The following is a 16,683-nucleotide window of genomic DNA, read 5'->3' as shown; positions in this document are numbered from 1 at the left end:
TTAAAACGAGGAAGTTTTGAAATAACCAATAATCAATCACAAATAAAAAATACTACCTGACTAATGGAATTAAAGCTATCATAGCTTTTGTGAAATTTAGATCTTTGACCTAACGGCCATTGTATTATACTTTTCTTTCAATTTGATATGACCGTTATGAAAATATTCAATTTTTGGAGACCATAAATATTGAACTTGAATGTTTGTTTTTAATAGCCTAAAGAAGGAAAAGCCGTGATGAACGGCTTTTCCTAATTACAAGATAGCTTGTTTAGTTCATTGTATCGGGCAACATGACTTTATTCAAGACATGGATTACACCGTTATTGGCTTGTACATCCACAGCAATGATTCCGATATCAGAATTTCCTGCGCCATCGGTTACATCTGCTTTATGGTCTCCCGTACCAGGAAGTGTTATGGTCATACTATCCCCCTCTAAGGTTGTAGCCATAGTATCTCCGTCTGCAGTGAGGTCTGTGGACCTTACATTGGCGCCGGCGACCACATGATGCAATAATACTTGCGTCAATACGTCTTCCCCGGGAATTTCAGCCAAGGCTTCAAATGCTGCGTTTGTTGGTGCGAACACTGTGAAGTCCGGATTTATTCCGTCAGTATTTCCTCCTTCAGCTCTTGAAAGGATTCCAGCGAAATCCGTTGCCGGGGTTAATTCTGTCAAAGCACTTACGAGCGTTGAGAAATTAGGGTCTGCAACAGCAAAAGTAACGACAGTGGGTAGGTCTATTACCGCATCGACGGCATGGATAACACCATTGGTTGCAACAATATCGGCGGCAGCAACAGTACTTACCCCATTAATGGTAACCCCATCATCGGTATTGATGTACATACTTATATTGTCACCGTCGGCATTTGTTGCCGCAGTAGTAACATAAGAATTCGTTAATCCACTAGAGAATGCGGCAGCACCTGCAATGACATGATTGGATAATATAGTGTTCAAGTCATTGGTGTTAGGATTCATAAATGCGGTAAAAGCGGCATTTACAGGAGCAAAAACGGTAAAATCAGTTTCAGTATCAGAAAGCAACGTTGTGAAGGTAGTGTTGCCATCAGCAGTCAATGCGCCAACAAGTTCACTTAAATCTGAATTTGCCACAGCATGATCTACGATATTAGGAAGGCCAATAACAGCATCCACAATATGTACGACTCCGTTCAGAGCTTTAGCATCAGCGGCTGAGACAGAGGAATTCCCATTTAGAGTAACTCCATCAGAGAGGTCTACCAGCATACTCAAATTATTTCCTCCTACTCCTGCAGTGGAAAGTGTAGAAATATAACCTGCGGTTAAATCGGTGGAGTAAATAGCCCCACTGATCACATGATTCAATAAAACTTGGGTCAAGATATCAACCGGAACATCACTTAAACTAGCAAAACCATTGTCAGAAAGGAAGGTTGCGAAGGCATCATCCGTTGGGGCGAAAACCGTAAAAGGTCCTTCACCGGCCAGTACAGCAGGTAGATCCCCGTCTGCGGCTTGTAAGGCGGCTACCAGATTACTTAAGGTAGGAGTCGCAATTGCCAAATCGGTAATCGATGATAGTAACACGTCGCTCAAGGCATCAATAGCAGCCTGGGGCAAGAGAATCTTATCGATTAGATGGATGATTCCATTGGTGGTTTCCACGTCAGCCAAGGTGACTTGGGCCGTTTCACCGGCAGCATCCATAAAATAGACACCTCCACTTAAACTTACAGTAAGGTCTTCTCCTTGAACCGTAGTAATAACCTGTCCTTCGGTCAAGGCACTGGAAGCTACTGCTGCACCGCCCACTACGTGGTATGTCAGAACAGTTGCCAAGAGGTTTTGTAATTGTTCCGTATTGAAGTCATCGAGGGAGTCAAAACCATCCAAACGTGCTAGTAAATCAGCGAAAGCATCATTTGTAGGGGCCAATACAGTGAAATTCGTTGTTTCATCACTAAGGGTGGTAATCAGGTCGTTGGAAGCACTTTCATCAGCTTTTGCCAATGCAGCTACAAGAATACTGACACTTTCTGTGTCTTGGGCAGTTTCAACAATGTTCAATTCAATCATCATTGGGTCAGCTTCCATTTGGTCAGGACCATTGTCATCATCATCGGAACAGGATAGTACGAATGTTGCCATCAGCAACATAAAGAATCGATTAAGGATTTTTGTTTTCATCTCTAGAAGTTTTAAAGGTTATGATTAATATTGTTTAAGGTATTTATTTAAAAGTTAAACAATAATACAAAAGATTCTGTTTTGTTTAATTAAAATTGTAAAAAGTTTAACAAAATATGTTTTATATCGAAGAAGGATGAACCATGATTTTGGAAGTGCAAGCCCTAAATTCGTATTTTTGTAGTCTTTTTTAATAACTATGGAAAAAGTAGTAATAGGACTTTCTGGTGGAGTGGATTCAAGTGTGGCTGCCTATCTTTTAAAGGAGCAAGGGTATGAGGTTATTGGCCTATTTATGAAGAATTGGCACGATGATTCCGTTACCATTTCTGAAGAATGTCCATGGTTGGAGGATAGTAACGATGCCTTGATCGTTGCTGAAAAATTGGGTATTCCTTTTCAAACGGTTGATTTGAGTGAGGAATACAAGGAACGTATTGTGGATTATATGTTCGACGAATACGAGAAAGGGAGGACCCCAAATCCCGATGTTCTTTGTAACCGTGAAATCAAATTCGACGTTTTTATGAAGATCGCGATGCAATTGGGGGCCGATTATGTCGCTACCGGGCATTATTGTCGAAAGGGTTCGTTCACAAATGAAAACGGGGAAGATACCTTTCAGCTCTTATCAGGATTGGATGGTAATAAGGACCAGTCCTATTTTTTATGCCAACTTTCCCAAGAACAATTATCAAATACATTGTTTCCGATAGGGGAACTGACAAAGCCTGAAGTACGTAAAATTGCTGCGGAGAATGGTTTGATCACAGCGGATAAGAAAGATTCCCAAGGACTTTGCTTTATCGGTAAGGTTCGATTGCCCGATTTTTTGCAGCAGAAACTAAAACCCAAAAAAGGCGTTATTGTTGAGGTAGCGGATACCTATGGGCCATATCAACAGCAGATTCCTGATTTCTGTACCAAAGAGGATGAGTTGGCCTATTTTTCCAAAAAACCTGTCTATACGGTTGAAGATGGTAAAGTGGTAGGGGAACATCAAGGCGCACATTATTTTACCAAGGGACAACGAAAAGGGTTGGACGTAGGGGGAACCAAGGAACCGTTGTATGTCATAGAAACCGATGTGGTGGCCAATGTTATTTATACCGGTCAGGGGAAATCACATCCTGGATTGTACCGTAGAACCTTATTTGTGTCCAATGATGAATTACATTGGATACGAACGGATTTGGCATTGAAAGATGGCGGGACGATGGAGGTTATGGCAAGAATACGTTATCGCCAACCTTTGCAAAAAGCAATGCTCTATAAGGTAGATAGTGGGCTTTATGTGGATTTTGAGGACAAGCAATCCGCCATTACCGAAGGACAATTCGTGGCCTGGTATGTAGGGGATGAATTGTTGGGCTCGGGGGTAATATCTTAATTTATCTTGTGACTCGGTCGAAGTCGGCAGTCTTGAATATACAGTATCAATATGGAAAATAGCATTACACAGCTTTTCGGAATTAAATATCCCATTATTCAGGCCGGTATGGTTTGGGCCAGTGGTTGGCGTTTGGCTTCTGCCGTTTCCAATGCGGGTGGTTTAGGACTTATTGGGGCAGGAAGTATGTATCCTGATGTTTTACGGGAACATATTCAAAAATGCCAGAAAGCAACCGATCGACCTTTTGGGGTGAATATTCCCATGTTGTATCCTGATGTTGATAAGCTCATGGCACTCATCATTGAGATGGGGGTCAAGATCGTTTTTACGGCCGCAGGAAACCCCAAAACATGGACAGCACACTTGAAATCCCATGGGATAACCGTGGTACATGTGGTCAGCAGTGTCAAATTTGCTCTTAAGGCACAAGAGGCTGGGGTAGATGCCATTGTTGCCGAAGGTTTTGAAGCTGGGGGTCATAACGGAAGGGATGAGACCACCACACTGGTACTAATACCTGCCGTACGGGAAAAAATAAACATTCCACTTATTGCCGCTGGCGGTATTGCTACGGGTAGGGCCATGTTGGCGGCAATGGTATTGGGGGCCGATGGGGTACAGATAGGAAGCCGTTTCGTCGCTAGTGATGAGGCGTCATCCCATGAATTATTCAAGCAACGCGTGGTTGATGCCGGGGAAGGTGATACCCAACTCACCCTTAAGGAATTGACACCGGTACGACTGATCAAGAATAAATTCTACCACGATGTACAGAAGGCATACGAAGATGGGGCAACCAAAGAGCAATTGAAAGTACTGTTAGGTAGGGCAAGGGCCAAAAAAGGAATGTTTGAAGGGGATATGGAGGAAGGTGAATTGGAAATTGGTCAGGTATCGGCCTTGATCCATGGAATAAAACCCGCAGATGAAATCGTCGCTGAGTTGGTCGGGGAATTCGAGGAAGCAAAAAATAAGGTTAACCTACTCTAGATGCATTGCCTTATTCTTTGAGAAGCTTTTTAATATCGATTGCAATACGTTCAATTTCTTCCTCTTGGGTGCCATTATATACTCCTCGAATTCGTTTTTCTTTATCGATCAAAATGAAGTTTGGGGTATGGATAAAATCCTGAAGGCCTCCATCACCCTGTTCTACAACGGCAAAATAGCTCTTACGGGCTAGGTTATAAATGTGTTTTTTATTTCCGGTGGTAATATTCCATTTATGATCCTGGACTCCATGTTTTTTGGCATATTCCTTTAATATAGGTACACTATCCAATTTTGGTGTAACTGATAGTGATAGGAACATAACATCATCTTCCTCCAGAAATATTTCTTGCAATTGCTCCATATGGTTCGACATGATAGGGCAAATGCTTGGACATCTGGTAAAAAAGAAATCGGTCACATAAATCTTGTTTTCGTAATTTTTTTGTGTGATCGTCAGTCCATTCTGATTGATAAGATTGAAATCGGAAACCGTATGTTCCTTTACTATATGGCGTAAAGTCGCATCCACTAATTTGGGGTTGAAATCAGCGGGATTGTAAACAGGCAATTTGTTATTCTGGTTACAACCAAAATAATAAATTGCAATCACTACACATACAGCCAAGAAAATCGATAGGAGTATTTTTTTACCCATGTGTAACATTTGGTTTTTGGCAACAACTACGCGCCAGTTGGTTTTTATGCTTATGGATTCATTGCACTGGTTTTAATAATACTGTTTATTTGTTCCCAAGCTGTATCTAAACCCTACTTTACTATCGCTTTTAGCAATCAAATACGTTCTTTTACCATATAATTTTAAGATGATTGTATGAATTTTAACGCCTCTTCGAGCTCAGGTCGATCACTGTTCGAGTTTTTGGTCATTTCGATCAGTTGTTTAAAATAGTATGTGGCCTTTTTTTGATTGCCACATTGTTTGGCGGCAACGGCTGCGCCATATACCCCATTGAATCTATTCGGATGAATTTTTAAATTCAATTCATAGGCTGTCAAGGCTTCAATCGGTTTATTTAAAGCCAAGTACAGATCGCCCAATAATTCATCGGCCGGTACGATTTCACCCGGGGTTACGGGATGCTTAGAGGTTTTACCCTCCATAGCAACAGCCATTTCCATTGATGATATGGCTTCTTCTTCATTTCCATTTGCGAATGCCAGCCAAGCTTCCGCCATTTTAATCTGAATACGAACCTTATTGGCTTTGTACCCTTCATCCAATGCTATCAGGGCTTCTTGGAAGGATCTTAAGGTATTCAATTCAATTTCAGCGGCCTTCAGGTCTTCGGTATGTATGGCACCCATCGCACGGGTGAAGTGCAGATTGGCTTTTTGCCATGGGAACGATTCCCAGTGTAATCCAAGGTTTTTGGGTAACTCAAGAGTAGCTGCGGCCTCCCAATTTTTATTCTCCATGGCAATGCGGGCGGGTATCGCGGTAGCGGTATATGCAATACTCAAATTGACCGGAAAAACCTCCTTAAACGATTTTAAATAAGTGTACAGTTCCTGGGCGTTGGTATTGTCCCCAATTTGCAGATATGAATAAACAAGGTATCCCATCGCGTGTACTTCCCCTTCCCAATGCGATCCTGGGGCAGTACTCTCAGCATAACATACGGCAGATGCAGCTGATTTGATATTGGTATGTATTGATTCTTCCCAAAGTCCCAAACGCGTAAAGATATGCGAAGGCATATGTTGGGCATGTGCGGAATTAGGGGCTATTTCGGCATATCTTCTGGCGGTTTGTAAGCCTAATTCGGCAAGTTCTGGGTAATCATACGAATGAATGATATAATGGGCTATTCCTGGATGATTGGGTTCTTTTTCAAACAAAACTTCCAATATTTTACCTGCTTCCCGCTGTATTTTGTAGGTCTTGTCAGTTGGTACTGCCGATGCCCGAAGGGCCAAGGCATAGAAAACGGCTATTTCAGTATCATCGGGATTGGCTTGGTACATTTCCTTCATTTTTTGTGCATAGCGGTTTTTTCTGGTCTGGTTGTCGACGGTTTCCCAATCTTCATAAAACGCACCGATGGCTGCCAAATACTGCTCGGCCTTTGTTGATTTGGATAGTTTTTTCGCAACATTCAATAAGCGGCTTCCCTTTATGAGAATTTCGTTTGGGGGTGGTGCCCACAATCCGTGATAAATACTCATGGCCACACCCCAATAGGCCATTGCACATTCCGGGTCTTGGTCAATAACTTGAACAAACGCTTTTTCAGCCTCAATATATTCAAAGGAATGTAACAGGGCGATCGCCAGATTAAAGGTTGCCTTAGTCTCATAACTGCAGGATTCCGAAAAACTAACATCGCCGAATTCGCCATTTCCACATAGCTGAAGGTCGCCTCTAATCAGATCCAAGGAAGCTAAATCTGGCGCTGATTTGTTTTTGCACCCTAAAATGAAGCACAACACAAGTATTAACGAGTATTTGAGGAAAATTTCCATAGTTTCTCTTTTAGTTTTTCAATGGAATTTCTTCCATGAATTTTTGATGTGTTTTTCGCCCTTCCCTAACTACAATTTCAATAATCTCCCCAATATCTTTTTTAGAAGTTCTAAAGTTTACGATACAACCTCGTAAACCGTATTTTCCATTAACAATGGCATTGGACAAAAAGACCTCTCCTCCATGTTGTAGTTTATCTACCAAGGATTCATTCAGTTCGTTCAAATAGGTTTCCTTGTCTTTTGGGTTATCTGGGATAAGGTCTTTCGGAACAAATCTAAACGTAGTAATACTCAAGTTCTGGGTCATTGCTTCCAATTCTGGATGCTTTTTGGCCAGATCGAACATATACTGGGATAGTTGGATATCGTCGGCAATCATCCTTTGATAACCTTCCCTACCCAATTGCTGTAATGCCATCCAAACTTTCAAAGCCCTAAATCCACGGGAATTTTGTAATCCATATTCATAAAAATTCAGCGACTGTCCTTCTTCGTCCTTACTGAAATTGTAATATTCCGGATGGGCACTGTAGGTGTCTGTCAGGTGCTTGGGGTTTTTAACCAATGTACAACCGGCTTCTAACGGTGCATACAGCCATTTGTGGGGGTCCAGTGCTATGGAATCCGCTTCTTCAATCCCTTTAAATATATTTTTCAATTCGGGGATAATCGCTGCGGGTGCGCCATAGGCACCATCAATATGGAACCATAAATTGTGTTTTTTACAGATTGCTGAAATCTCTTGTAGATTATCGACTACACCGGTACTGACATCACCGGCCGTACCTACGACAAGGAAAGGTTGAAATCCGTTATTTATATCTTGTTCTATGGTCTGTGCCAGAATTTCATTGTTCATTCGGTTTTCCGGATTTGTGGGAATCCATCGTACCGATTTTGAACCATGACCAAAGAGTATGGCAGCCTTTTCGACCCATGCATGGGTGGTTTTTGAGCAATAGGTAAGCAGCTTCGAATGGGAATTAAAGAGTCCGTCTTCTTTTAAGGCCATATCGGCCTTTGCTGTTCTTGCCACCAGGAAAGCGTTGAAGTTCGCCATATTGCCGCCACTGACGAGGATACCTCCGTAGTCAGAAGAAACCCCTATGAACTGGCATAACCATTTTATCGTTTGTTTTTCGATTTCAGTGGCCATTGGACTTAGGATTTGGGCACCTACGTTTTGATTGACCGCAGTTGCAAGCATATCCGCTAAGATTCCGATAGGGGCAGGGGAAGAGGTAATATATCCTAGGAATTTGGGATGTCCGTTGAACAGGGAATGTTCGAGTAATAGTTCAGTTGACCTGTTCAATATCTCTTGGGCGGTTTTACCTTGTTCGGGAAAATTGGAATCCCCTAATGCCCTTTGAACCTGCAAGGGGGATTCACCCTTGGTAACCGGATATTCATCAATATTTTCCATAAACCTAGCGATGGTATCCACCAATTGATATCCCAATTTTTTGAATTCCTCCCTTTCGATATGCATTGGTGTTTTTCTCATTTTTGCATTTTAAAAATAGTATTGAGGTCAGTGGATAAATATATGCCAAAACAACATCATATGATATTGGCTATCAATGTTTAAAAAATACCTTTCTGTCCGTTCGAGCGCAGTCGAGAACTTTTTAGTTGCACCACATAGGTTTCGACTTCGCTCAACCTGATAGTCCTAACAAAATTTGCGAAATCGAATAAGTAACTATCTGCTAACCTATAAAAAAGTAATAGGGGAGTCTTCATTCGGATAACTCGGCCATCCTTTTTCCCACATGGGTAAGTACTTCGTTTAGTTCTTTGGTCGGACTGAATTCAAGCAGTTTTAGATTTTCTTTTACAATGGCCGTATGGCCCGCTGGCCAGTAGTAGACATCACCTGCGGTGACCAATTCTTCTTTTCCGTCATCGTAAATGATCAGCATTTTTCCTTCTATGACATAGCCCCAATGGGGACAATGGCAACTGTCGTGATTCAACCCCTTTAACAAAGGTGTGAAATCGGTCCCTGCGGGTAGTTCATTGAACCCTATGGTGATGCCACCACAATCGGATTGGGCACGCATATGCAAATTTCCGTCCTGCATTGTGGTTGGAAGATCTTCTTTTTTGATTTTCATGATTTTATTTTTATAAGTTAAACAATAAATCCCAAGGGTTGGAATACCACCTGTTTTAAATTTTGGATACTGCTTATTCCGCCGTTGTGGGGTCAATGATTGTGGCTACTTGGCTCACTGAATTTGCAGGGAACCCTCCTTGTTTTGCGTGTTCACGAACCATCTCTTCATTGGGTGCATTGTAAATACAGTAGATTTTGTCTGAAGTCACATAACTGTGTACCCACTGGATCTGTGGTCCCATATTACTTAGGACTCCACAAGATGTCTGTGAGATACCCTTTAATTGTTCTTCAGTTAAATTTCCGGCTCCAGGGATCTCCCTTTCGATTATATATTTTGGCATAATTTTTAAATTAGTTTTCCTACTCGTATGGCTTTTCGGTGTCGCCCCGTTTTTAGGAATGGTCGCTGGTCTCCACTTTCATATTTTAAACTTTTATGGTGTATCGCCAAGATTGTATTGATAAAGGTTTTGTTTTAAGGTTTCCTTTATAGAAATCACTATTAAACCTTTTGGGGACTATTTGTGTTTTCTACGTTAACGATTTTTGAAAAAGGAACGATCATAGGTACCTGTTTTTGATATTCTACGTATTCTTTGCCAATTATCTTTTTCAAATCTTTTTCTTCTAAAAATTTGATTGCTATCAAAATATATGCAGTAGTGACTACTGTGAACAACAAATGTCCAAGTGTCATGGTCGGTGCTGCCCAAAAAGCAATGATAAAGCCTAACATAATTGGATGTCTTACGATTTTATAGAACCAATTCGTCTGGAATTTTGGATACGTTAATTTTTGATCTTTGAAATTCTCATAGATCTGTGTAAGACCAAAAAGCTCAAAATGACTGATCATAAAAGTGGACAGGAATACCACCAACCAACCTAAAAAGAAAACTACGGTCAATAGCATAGCGATTGCACCATCTGTTTCCCATACAATAGTCGTCATGGGTTGCCATTTCCAGTAAATTAGTAAGAGTGCTAGGCTCGATAATAGAATATAAGTACTTCTCTCAATAGCTGGATTGATAAACCGTTTGATCCATTTTTTAAAAGCAGGTCGAGCCATAATGCTATGCTGCATCGCGAATATGCTAAGAAGTCCAATATTGATTAAAATGGATTGCATTAAGGGTGCCTCCTCACCCGAATCTATGGATTTAGGCACCATCAAATTGCCTACAAAGCCGATGGCATATAAAAAGGCGATTAAAAAAATAACATAGGCGGCAATCCCGTAAAGGAGAACAAGTACTTTTTTCATTTTATTAGGTTTAAGGTTATTGAAAAATAAATGGTTATGCCTTTTGTAAAGGCATGGATTGGCCCACTAGGGAGAAATTGCGGACTCAATGATCAAATTGGAATACAATAGTAGTTTATCGATAAAGGATAAGCATTCACTATTTGTGCAAATACTAGTAGTATTAGTGAATGGGATCCGTAAGAATGCAAATTGCAAACTTCTAAGGGTAGGCCATGGGATTGTTGGTCTAACTTAACACGCGTAGCAAAGACCAACCGGTTTCTGTGCCAGCACGTCTTTGCACCCACTAATTTTTTGCTTTATTGTTTAGATTTGTTGCTAAATTTGAGGTTTGATCTACTCTAACATAGCCTTCAATCCTTACTTTGCGATAGCCGCCTGCCTCGGCCACATCCATGCCTTGTTTGGTTGCCGTGACAAAATTATCCTTACGGACATCATGATAATACAGCCAAAGGGGTTTGTATAAGTGCTTGTATTTTGTTTTGACCGTACTTAAAACATACCCTTCAATTCCTGCTTTGCGATACCCTCCTGCTTCCGCAGCCCTAATACCCTCGGTGGAGGCCGTCGTAAAATTATCCTTCCGGGTGTTATTGTAATACAAGTAAAGTGGTACGGCCGTACCCTCAGTGGATGTAGGTTTGTTCAACACATAACCATCTACTCGAACAAATCGGTAATTCCCGTTCAAGGCATTGTTTTTACCCGCAATACTCGCTGTACTGAAGTTGTCTTTTCGTGTACCGTTCCAATAATGCTCTAAAGGTTTGGTGTAACTGTCTTTTGGTGGGGGAGAGTAGGCAGCTTCCTTTAATTTAAACTGTTGCGCCGGGCCTCCTTTTGTAGCCGCTACCCTGATATTGGTTCCATTGTCCTTAAGTCCCCCTTCTACATCTAAATTCAAGTCACCTAATTTTGAACGGATATAATAGTTGCCACTTCCTGCATCTATTAATTGCCATTTTTGGGCATCTGTACCATTTTTTGGGTATTGCCATACATTTGTCGGGGCCGAGGCATTGCCACCCTCAACATCCAGTACCAGGTTACTTCCCAAATTTTGGATATAGTAATAACCATTTCCCGCGTTCAACAAACGGAATTTTTGTGAATCTTTATGGTTCAGTTCATATTGCAGCACATTGGCTTTAGGGTTTAAGCGACCCCCGTGGATATTCACAACTTTTCCACTATGCCTTACCACCAAATACCAAGGCCTATTGGTTAAATTTTCAGGGACTTTAACTTTATACAATTCATTGATTGCCATTTTATCTCCCGAGCTCATGCCGCTCCGTTGACCAAAAGAGGTGCATTTTGTACTCGTGATGGTTGGTAAAATACTTTTGCTAAAAGCGTAAGGCGGATAATGCATGATGGAATTACAGTCATATTGCCCAATATCAATGCCATCAGAAATATGTCTTTCAAAATTGTTTTTTTTGTCCGGTTTTATATTCTCCCATAGTATGGTGACATGTTCATTCCGGTCTTCGCGAGACTGTTCGTGCCATAATCCTGCAGTGTGCAGAATTTCATGGACAATACTGCCAAAACCACAAGCCCCTATATTGATGCTTTGCTTTCCGCCACATCGGCCTATTCTGGACCAACAACCATCTCCTGTAATGAATGTGACATAATCATTTTCATTGGTGCGTGAAACTAATTTAAGGTTGGTTTGTTCATGAATATGTTGAATGGCCTGTAGGATTAATTCACTTTGGGGATGTCCACTTTCAATGGTAAAGGGAATTATGCCATCTCTCCAACGATACGTATCACCATCAATGACAACGGCAAATTGATTTTCACCGGAATATAGAAGGCTTGGCCCTAATACGATATCACCTTCCATGACCGCCATACCATCTACAAATTCCATAGCGACCAGTTTAGACGCTTGGTGAAAAGGTAAATATGCATTGACTTTTTTCTCTATCCGTTCTGTACTTTTCGGATGAAACATTTCGATTTCCGATTTTTCGGCTTTTTTCTTGTTTCTATGGTCACGTACAATTTGCGCTTGAATGGGCAAACTGAATACTAAGCTGAGAATGCCTATGGTCAAACAGATTAGGTTTCTTTTAGATTTTATTTTCAGTGTCATAACTTTATTTTTTAGAATTATTTTAATCTTGCCTTCAATTCCCATATAAAGGGACTCTAATTGATTTAAGATCATAATGTTTTAACCAAAATTCATCACTACTAGTGGCATCGCTGTTCAATAGGATAGCATGTAGTTTCCCCTTGATTCCTGGCGCGTTTAAGTTGTCTAAATCCCAGTAGGTAAGACCTTCCGGTTCTTCCATATTATAACCTGGATTAAATTCATATTTAAAGACTCCGCTGGTTTCCGATTTTAGTGCCTTTCTTCTAGTTTTAAAATTGAAAACCCATATACCCCCATCTTTTTTATTGAAATCAGTGCCTTTACCATTTATGATGAACAGAAATTTACCGTCATCTGAAAATTCCCCACCCTGCATATATCCTTTTATGGTAATAATATTTCCATTCTCATCCAACAAATCTTTAGAACCACTATACTTTAGCCATTTCCTATTCTCTTTCAAAGCTTCTAAATCCATGGTATAGACCAGTAATTTATTGTCGATATTCATACTATTGTTAGACGTATACAACATGCCATTTTGAGGGTGTATAGCGCACCAACCAGCTTTGGTCTGGGCTGGTAAAGCCCCTGAACCAACATAAGATAAATCAGAGGCCCTAAATACAGCAATTAATGGATTCGTTCCGTTCTTAGGACTGTCTACTTCAATACCTACATAACTAACTGCTTTCCTATAACTATTGTGCTCAGCTTCCAAAGGGATAAACAAAAAACCCTTATGTTCGACCAGATCGCCAAAATGGTTATAACCTAGTTTTTTTAATACGTTTGGAATTGATACGGTTTTGACTCCAGAAGGCAAATTATTTCGACTTACATGTTTGTTCAGGTCGTGTGATATAGGAAACTTCCACAACCGCTCCTTTTGCGTAAAAAACCAATTAGTATCATCATGGCCAACACCTTGCAGTTTGTCACTCCAACCATTTCCTCGATCGCTTGGATAATTATTCAAGTACCTTGCACTTAATGCTGTTGTAATTTCTATTTGATGGTTGTCGTCTAAAGCGTTTAAAATATAACCTTCGACCCTTACCTTTCGATATCCTCCTGCTTCTGCTACGCTCATACCCTCTGCTGTAGCAATTGTGAAATTGTCTTTTCGGGTGTCATGGTAATACAACCAAAGCGGCTTGTATAAATGTTGATAATTTGGTTTTACATTTTTTAGAATATACCCTTGGACTCTTACTTTTTTATATCCCGCCGCTTTAGCAGCTTTAATTCCCTCTGGGGAAGCCGTTGAAAAATTATCCTCAAGAGTTTTATTATAGTACAAGTAAAGGGGTATAGCTTGTCCTTCTATGCTAGAAGCTTTTTCCAAGACATATCCATCTTGTCGCACAAAACGATAGTCCGCGCCCAATGCCCCATTCTTACCTTCGATTGTTGCAGTAAGCTGGTTGTCCTTTCTACTATCATTCCAATAATGGTTTAAGGGTTTAAAGGTGGTTTGATTTCTGTGGTCACGTACGACGGTTTTTTTCGTTTTATTTCTATGGTCGCGGACAGTTTGCGCCTGAACGGGCCAAATGCAAACCGTTGTAAAAAACACGATAAATGGGTAAATCGGGTTCTTTATAAACTTCAATATCGTTGCTGTCTTCATGATACTTGACTTTAAATTTATTTGTTCTAAAATTTTAATAAAGTCCCCTTATCAAAATGCAGGTAATGGACCTACACGTATTTAATTGGGGTTAAACCGGTTCGTGCTATCCAACTTTGAGCTATTTGGATAGGGTATGGGAATTGGCCCTGACGGTGAAGGGGTTGGTGCCGATTGTCCTTGTTTTTGGGCATTGTAATCTGTTGAACAATCAACCGTTTCGCAAATCGTCCAGCAATCTTGTACGCCGCCATCTGCCGTATTAAAACAGAGTTCTGTACAAGTAAAGCAAGACTTGTTATTGTCAGTTTCTGAAAAAAGTAATGTATTGGAGGACCCGTCATTGGCCCCTTCAAATCGAATGATCTTTCCTTTTTGTACAATGGCATATAAGGTGTGGCCAGACTTCAATCCATAAATCGAATTCACCCCGTCCTTCAATGCTTGGGTTACGCTGATTGTAGGTACCTTACCTGTATATTTAAATGTGGGATATGCTTTTTTAACCTCTGTTCTTTTACCAAAAATGGCATCGGCTTCATCAAAATAGACTATTTGGCTATTGACAGAGGCCTTCTTATTTGTTCGATGATCGCGTGTATCCTGGGCGAGTACAGGGGAAAGATAAACGGATATCAAAAGGCATATAATTAAGTAAATGAAATTTCTTTTACGCCCTTCTGTGATATCCGTATACATGATTTTTGATTTATATGATTTTGAAATGGTATTGTTTTAAAGATCATTCTGTCCCTTCATTTAATCACACCCTTCTCCAGGATCTGTTAATATGGTGAGTATACCACCGTTTGTTGTTTGCATATCACAAACTTCTTGCGGTAAACTTGTAATGGGGTTATTGGTTATACTCAGTAAGGCTAAATTGTTTAGCTGTCCTAACTCTGGCGGTACCGTATTGAGTTGGTTACTGGCCAAAGTCAAAACGGCTAAAGTTTCTATACTACCAAGGGATGCGGGTAGGCTTTCTAGATTATTGCTGTTTGCATCCAAAGTCTCCAAGGAATTAATACGGTTGATGTTTTTAGGTATTCTTGTCAGGTTTTTATTGTTCATGGTAATGGTTTTAGGGTTACCATTGGCATGAAAAGTAACTTCGGGAAAATTATCAACGCCCCACCCCAACGTATTACCAGGGTTGGCACTATAAATACTGATGAGGGCATCTTTTTGGGAGGTAGTTTCGTACGGAATCGTATTATCTGAAAAAACAATAAGACTTCGCAATTCGACTAAATAAGAGATAGACTCAGGTAATGTGGATATACTATTTATTTGAGTCAAATTTAACTTTTCCAATTTACCAAGAAAGCCTATTTCCGGAGGTAAGGAAGTAAGTTGGGTATTATAAACCTCCAATTCTGTTAAATTTCTTAATTGTCCTATTTCTGGAGGAAGGTAAGTAAGCGGGCCATTGGCTGAATATAACCAAGTTAAATTAATCAATTGTCCTATTTCCGGAGGTAATTCAGTATGTTGGTTACTACCTATAAGTAACGTTTTTAATTTTGTCAAGAGCCCTATTTCTGGGGGTATTTCAGTAAGTTCGTTAACATCTAACCTTAATTGTTCCAAATTGGTTAATTGTCCTATTTCCGCGGGTAATGAAGTAATTTGGTTCGAGTGTAAATACAATTTCTCCAATTTTTTTAATTTCCCAATTTCTGGAGGTATTGAGGAGAGATTATTAACACCTATTCCCAAAAATTTTAAATTAGTTAATAGTCCTATTTCCGGAGGTAGTTGTGAAAAATCACATCCATATAAGCTCAGTTCTATTAAATTAGTTAATTGCCCTATTTCAGGAATTAACGTTGTAAGTGGGTTTCGATTTAGTTTTAGAAATTCCAAACTAGTTAATTGCCCTATTTCTACAGGGATGACGGAGATAGCACCTCCGTCTAAGGTCAAGTCAATAATTTCGCCTTGGGTATTTAAAGTAATCCCGTCTATATCTCCTAAATTCTCTGTTAAATTAAGATCCCAGGTAAGTGTATTTCCAGGGTTGGCATCCAAAATGGCCTGTAAGATTTCGCGTTGGGTTAAAAGTGCGGTAATGGTAACGGTATATACCGTGGTACTACCGTCTTCAGCAGTCACCGTATATGCTAAGGGGTCGGTAAAGTCCTGCGCTGTATCAAGGTCTAGGGTTGCGAGTTCAGAAATTTTCACTTCTGGTAAGAGTCCTGAAAGGTCAGTACCCGGTGGCATGGCAGCTGTAATGGTCCTATTCTCTTCATCAATGGTTGCCACCACGTTTACCTCTATAGGGTTATTGGTCAATAGAAATACAAAACTGGTGATTTCTTTAGCTTCGCTCAGTTCTGGTTCTTCTTTTGGGGTTGCTATAACGACAGGATCTTGGGCATCATCTTTGCTACAGCCCATAGTAAATGTTACTAAAAGGAGTACGATGATAAGCTTTGTTATAAAAGTGTTTTTATAAACGGTTTTAAGTGTTTTCAT

General features: G+C 40.3%; 13 protein-coding genes. 2 read left to right on the top strand and 11 right to left on the bottom strand.

The window, feature by feature from the left end; all coding sequences use genetic code 11:
• Positions 1 to 271 precede the first annotated feature (271 nt).
• Positions 272 to 2,179, bottom strand: a complete 1,908-nt coding sequence (locus HPE56_RS14375; protein ID WP_188244452.1) for a fasciclin domain-containing protein — start codon at positions 2,177 to 2,179, stop codon at positions 272 to 274.
• Between the two features lie 199 nt (positions 2,180 to 2,378).
• On the opposite strand from HPE56_RS14375, the gene mnmA reads away from it, so the two are divergent.
• Positions 2,379 to 3,569 carry a tRNA 2-thiouridine(34) synthase MnmA gene (mnmA, locus tag HPE56_RS14370; protein WP_188244451.1) on the top strand — a complete coding sequence of 397 codons (1,191 nt, stop codon included), beginning with the start codon at positions 2,379 to 2,381 and terminating at the stop codon, positions 3,567 to 3,569.
• Between the two features lie 51 nt (positions 3,570 to 3,620).
• Positions 3,621 to 4,562, top strand: a complete 942-nt coding sequence (locus HPE56_RS14365; RefSeq protein WP_188244450.1) for an NAD(P)H-dependent flavin oxidoreductase — start codon at positions 3,621 to 3,623, stop codon at positions 4,560 to 4,562.
• A gap of 10 nt (positions 4,563 to 4,572) precedes the next feature.
• Here HPE56_RS14365 and HPE56_RS14360 read toward each other — a convergent pair whose 3' ends face one another.
• From HPE56_RS14360 to HPE56_RS14315, 10 genes are all read right to left on the bottom strand, one after another.
• Complete coding sequence (locus HPE56_RS14360) at positions 4,573 to 5,220, bottom strand: SCO family protein (RefSeq protein ID WP_188244449.1); 648 nt, start codon at positions 5,218 to 5,220, stop codon at positions 4,573 to 4,575.
• 164 nt (positions 5,221 to 5,384) lie between these two features.
• Complete coding sequence (locus HPE56_RS14355) at positions 5,385 to 7,049, bottom strand: tetratricopeptide repeat protein (protein WP_188244448.1); 1,665 nt, start codon at positions 7,047 to 7,049, stop codon at positions 5,385 to 5,387.
• A 10-nt stretch (positions 7,050 to 7,059) separates the two neighbouring features.
• On the bottom strand, positions 7,060 to 8,559 hold the full coding sequence (locus tag HPE56_RS14350; protein WP_188244447.1) for a pyridoxal phosphate-dependent decarboxylase family protein: 1,500 nt from the start codon (positions 8,557 to 8,559) through the stop codon (positions 7,060 to 7,062).
• Between the two features lie 235 nt (positions 8,560 to 8,794).
• Positions 8,795 to 9,172, bottom strand: a complete 378-nt coding sequence (locus HPE56_RS14345; RefSeq protein WP_188244446.1) for a cupin domain-containing protein — start codon at positions 9,170 to 9,172, stop codon at positions 8,795 to 8,797.
• Positions 9,173 to 9,245: 73 nt separating this feature from the next.
• Complete coding sequence (locus HPE56_RS14340; RefSeq protein ID WP_188244445.1) at positions 9,246 to 9,518, bottom strand: DUF4242 domain-containing protein; 273 nt, start codon at positions 9,516 to 9,518, stop codon at positions 9,246 to 9,248.
• A gap of 161 nt (positions 9,519 to 9,679) precedes the next feature.
• Positions 9,680 to 10,444, bottom strand: coding sequence for a methanethiol S-methyltransferase (gene mddA, locus HPE56_RS14335; protein WP_188244444.1), 765 nt, complete (start codon positions 10,442 to 10,444; stop codon positions 9,680 to 9,682).
• Between the two features lie 289 nt (positions 10,445 to 10,733).
• A complete protein-coding gene (locus HPE56_RS14330; protein WP_188244443.1) occupies positions 10,734 to 12,560 on the bottom strand; it encodes a M12 family metallopeptidase in 1,827 nt (608 codons plus the stop codon).
• Between the two features lie 34 nt (positions 12,561 to 12,594).
• Entirely contained in the window at positions 12,595 to 14,199 is a 1,605-nt protein-coding gene (locus tag HPE56_RS14325) for a hypothetical protein (protein WP_188244442.1), read from the bottom strand.
• 81 nt (positions 14,200 to 14,280) lie between these two features.
• A complete protein-coding gene (locus HPE56_RS14320; protein WP_188244441.1) occupies positions 14,281 to 14,898 on the bottom strand; it encodes a hypothetical protein in 618 nt (205 codons plus the stop codon).
• Between the two features lie 60 nt (positions 14,899 to 14,958).
• Complete coding sequence (locus HPE56_RS14315; protein ID WP_188244440.1) at positions 14,959 to 16,683, bottom strand: leucine-rich repeat domain-containing protein; 1,725 nt, start codon at positions 16,681 to 16,683, stop codon at positions 14,959 to 14,961.

The sequence above is a fragment of the Maribacter aquimaris genome (assembly GCF_014596745.1).
GTDB lineage: Bacteria > Bacteroidota > Bacteroidia > Flavobacteriales > Flavobacteriaceae > Maribacter_A > Maribacter_A aquimaris.
Note: the sequence above shows the minus strand (reverse complement) of the source record. Positions and strands in the feature narration are given on the sequence as shown.

Bases quoted from the DNA above. Each gene is read 5' to 3' on its own strand.
- HPE56_RS14375 (WP_188244452.1), bottom strand. From the start codon at position 2,179: ATGAAAACAAAAATCCTTAATCGATTCTTTATGTTGCTGATGGCAACA.
- mnmA (WP_188244451.1), top strand. From the start codon at position 2,379: ATGGAAAAAGTAGTAATAGGACTTTCTGGTGGAGTGGATTCAAGTGTG.
- HPE56_RS14365 (WP_188244450.1), top strand. From the start codon at position 3,621: ATGGAAAATAGCATTACACAGCTTTTCGGAATTAAATATCCCATTATT.
- HPE56_RS14360 (WP_188244449.1), bottom strand. From the start codon at position 5,220: ATGGGTAAAAAAATACTCCTATCGATTTTCTTGGCTGTATGTGTAGTG.
- HPE56_RS14355 (WP_188244448.1), bottom strand. From the start codon at position 7,049: ATGGAAATTTTCCTCAAATACTCGTTAATACTTGTGTTGTGCTTCATT.
- HPE56_RS14350 (WP_188244447.1), bottom strand. From the start codon at position 8,559: ATGAGAAAAACACCAATGCATATCGAAAGGGAGGAATTCAAAAAATTG.
- HPE56_RS14345 (WP_188244446.1), bottom strand. From the start codon at position 9,172: ATGAAAATCAAAAAAGAAGATCTTCCAACCACAATGCAGGACGGAAAT.
- HPE56_RS14340 (WP_188244445.1), bottom strand. From the start codon at position 9,518: ATGCCAAAATATATAATCGAAAGGGAGATCCCTGGAGCCGGAAATTTA.
- mddA (WP_188244444.1), bottom strand. From the start codon at position 10,444: ATGAAAAAAGTACTTGTTCTCCTTTACGGGATTGCCGCCTATGTTATT.
- HPE56_RS14330 (WP_188244443.1), bottom strand. From the start codon at position 12,560: ATGACACTGAAAATAAAATCTAAAAGAAACCTAATCTGTTTGACCATA.
- HPE56_RS14325 (WP_188244442.1), bottom strand. From the start codon at position 14,199: ATGAAGACAGCAACGATATTGAAGTTTATAAAGAACCCGATTTACCCA.
- HPE56_RS14320 (WP_188244441.1), bottom strand. From the start codon at position 14,898: ATGTATACGGATATCACAGAAGGGCGTAAAAGAAATTTCATTTACTTA.
- HPE56_RS14315 (WP_188244440.1), bottom strand. From the start codon at position 16,683: ATGAAAACACTTAAAACCGTTTATAAAAACACTTTTATAACAAAGCTT.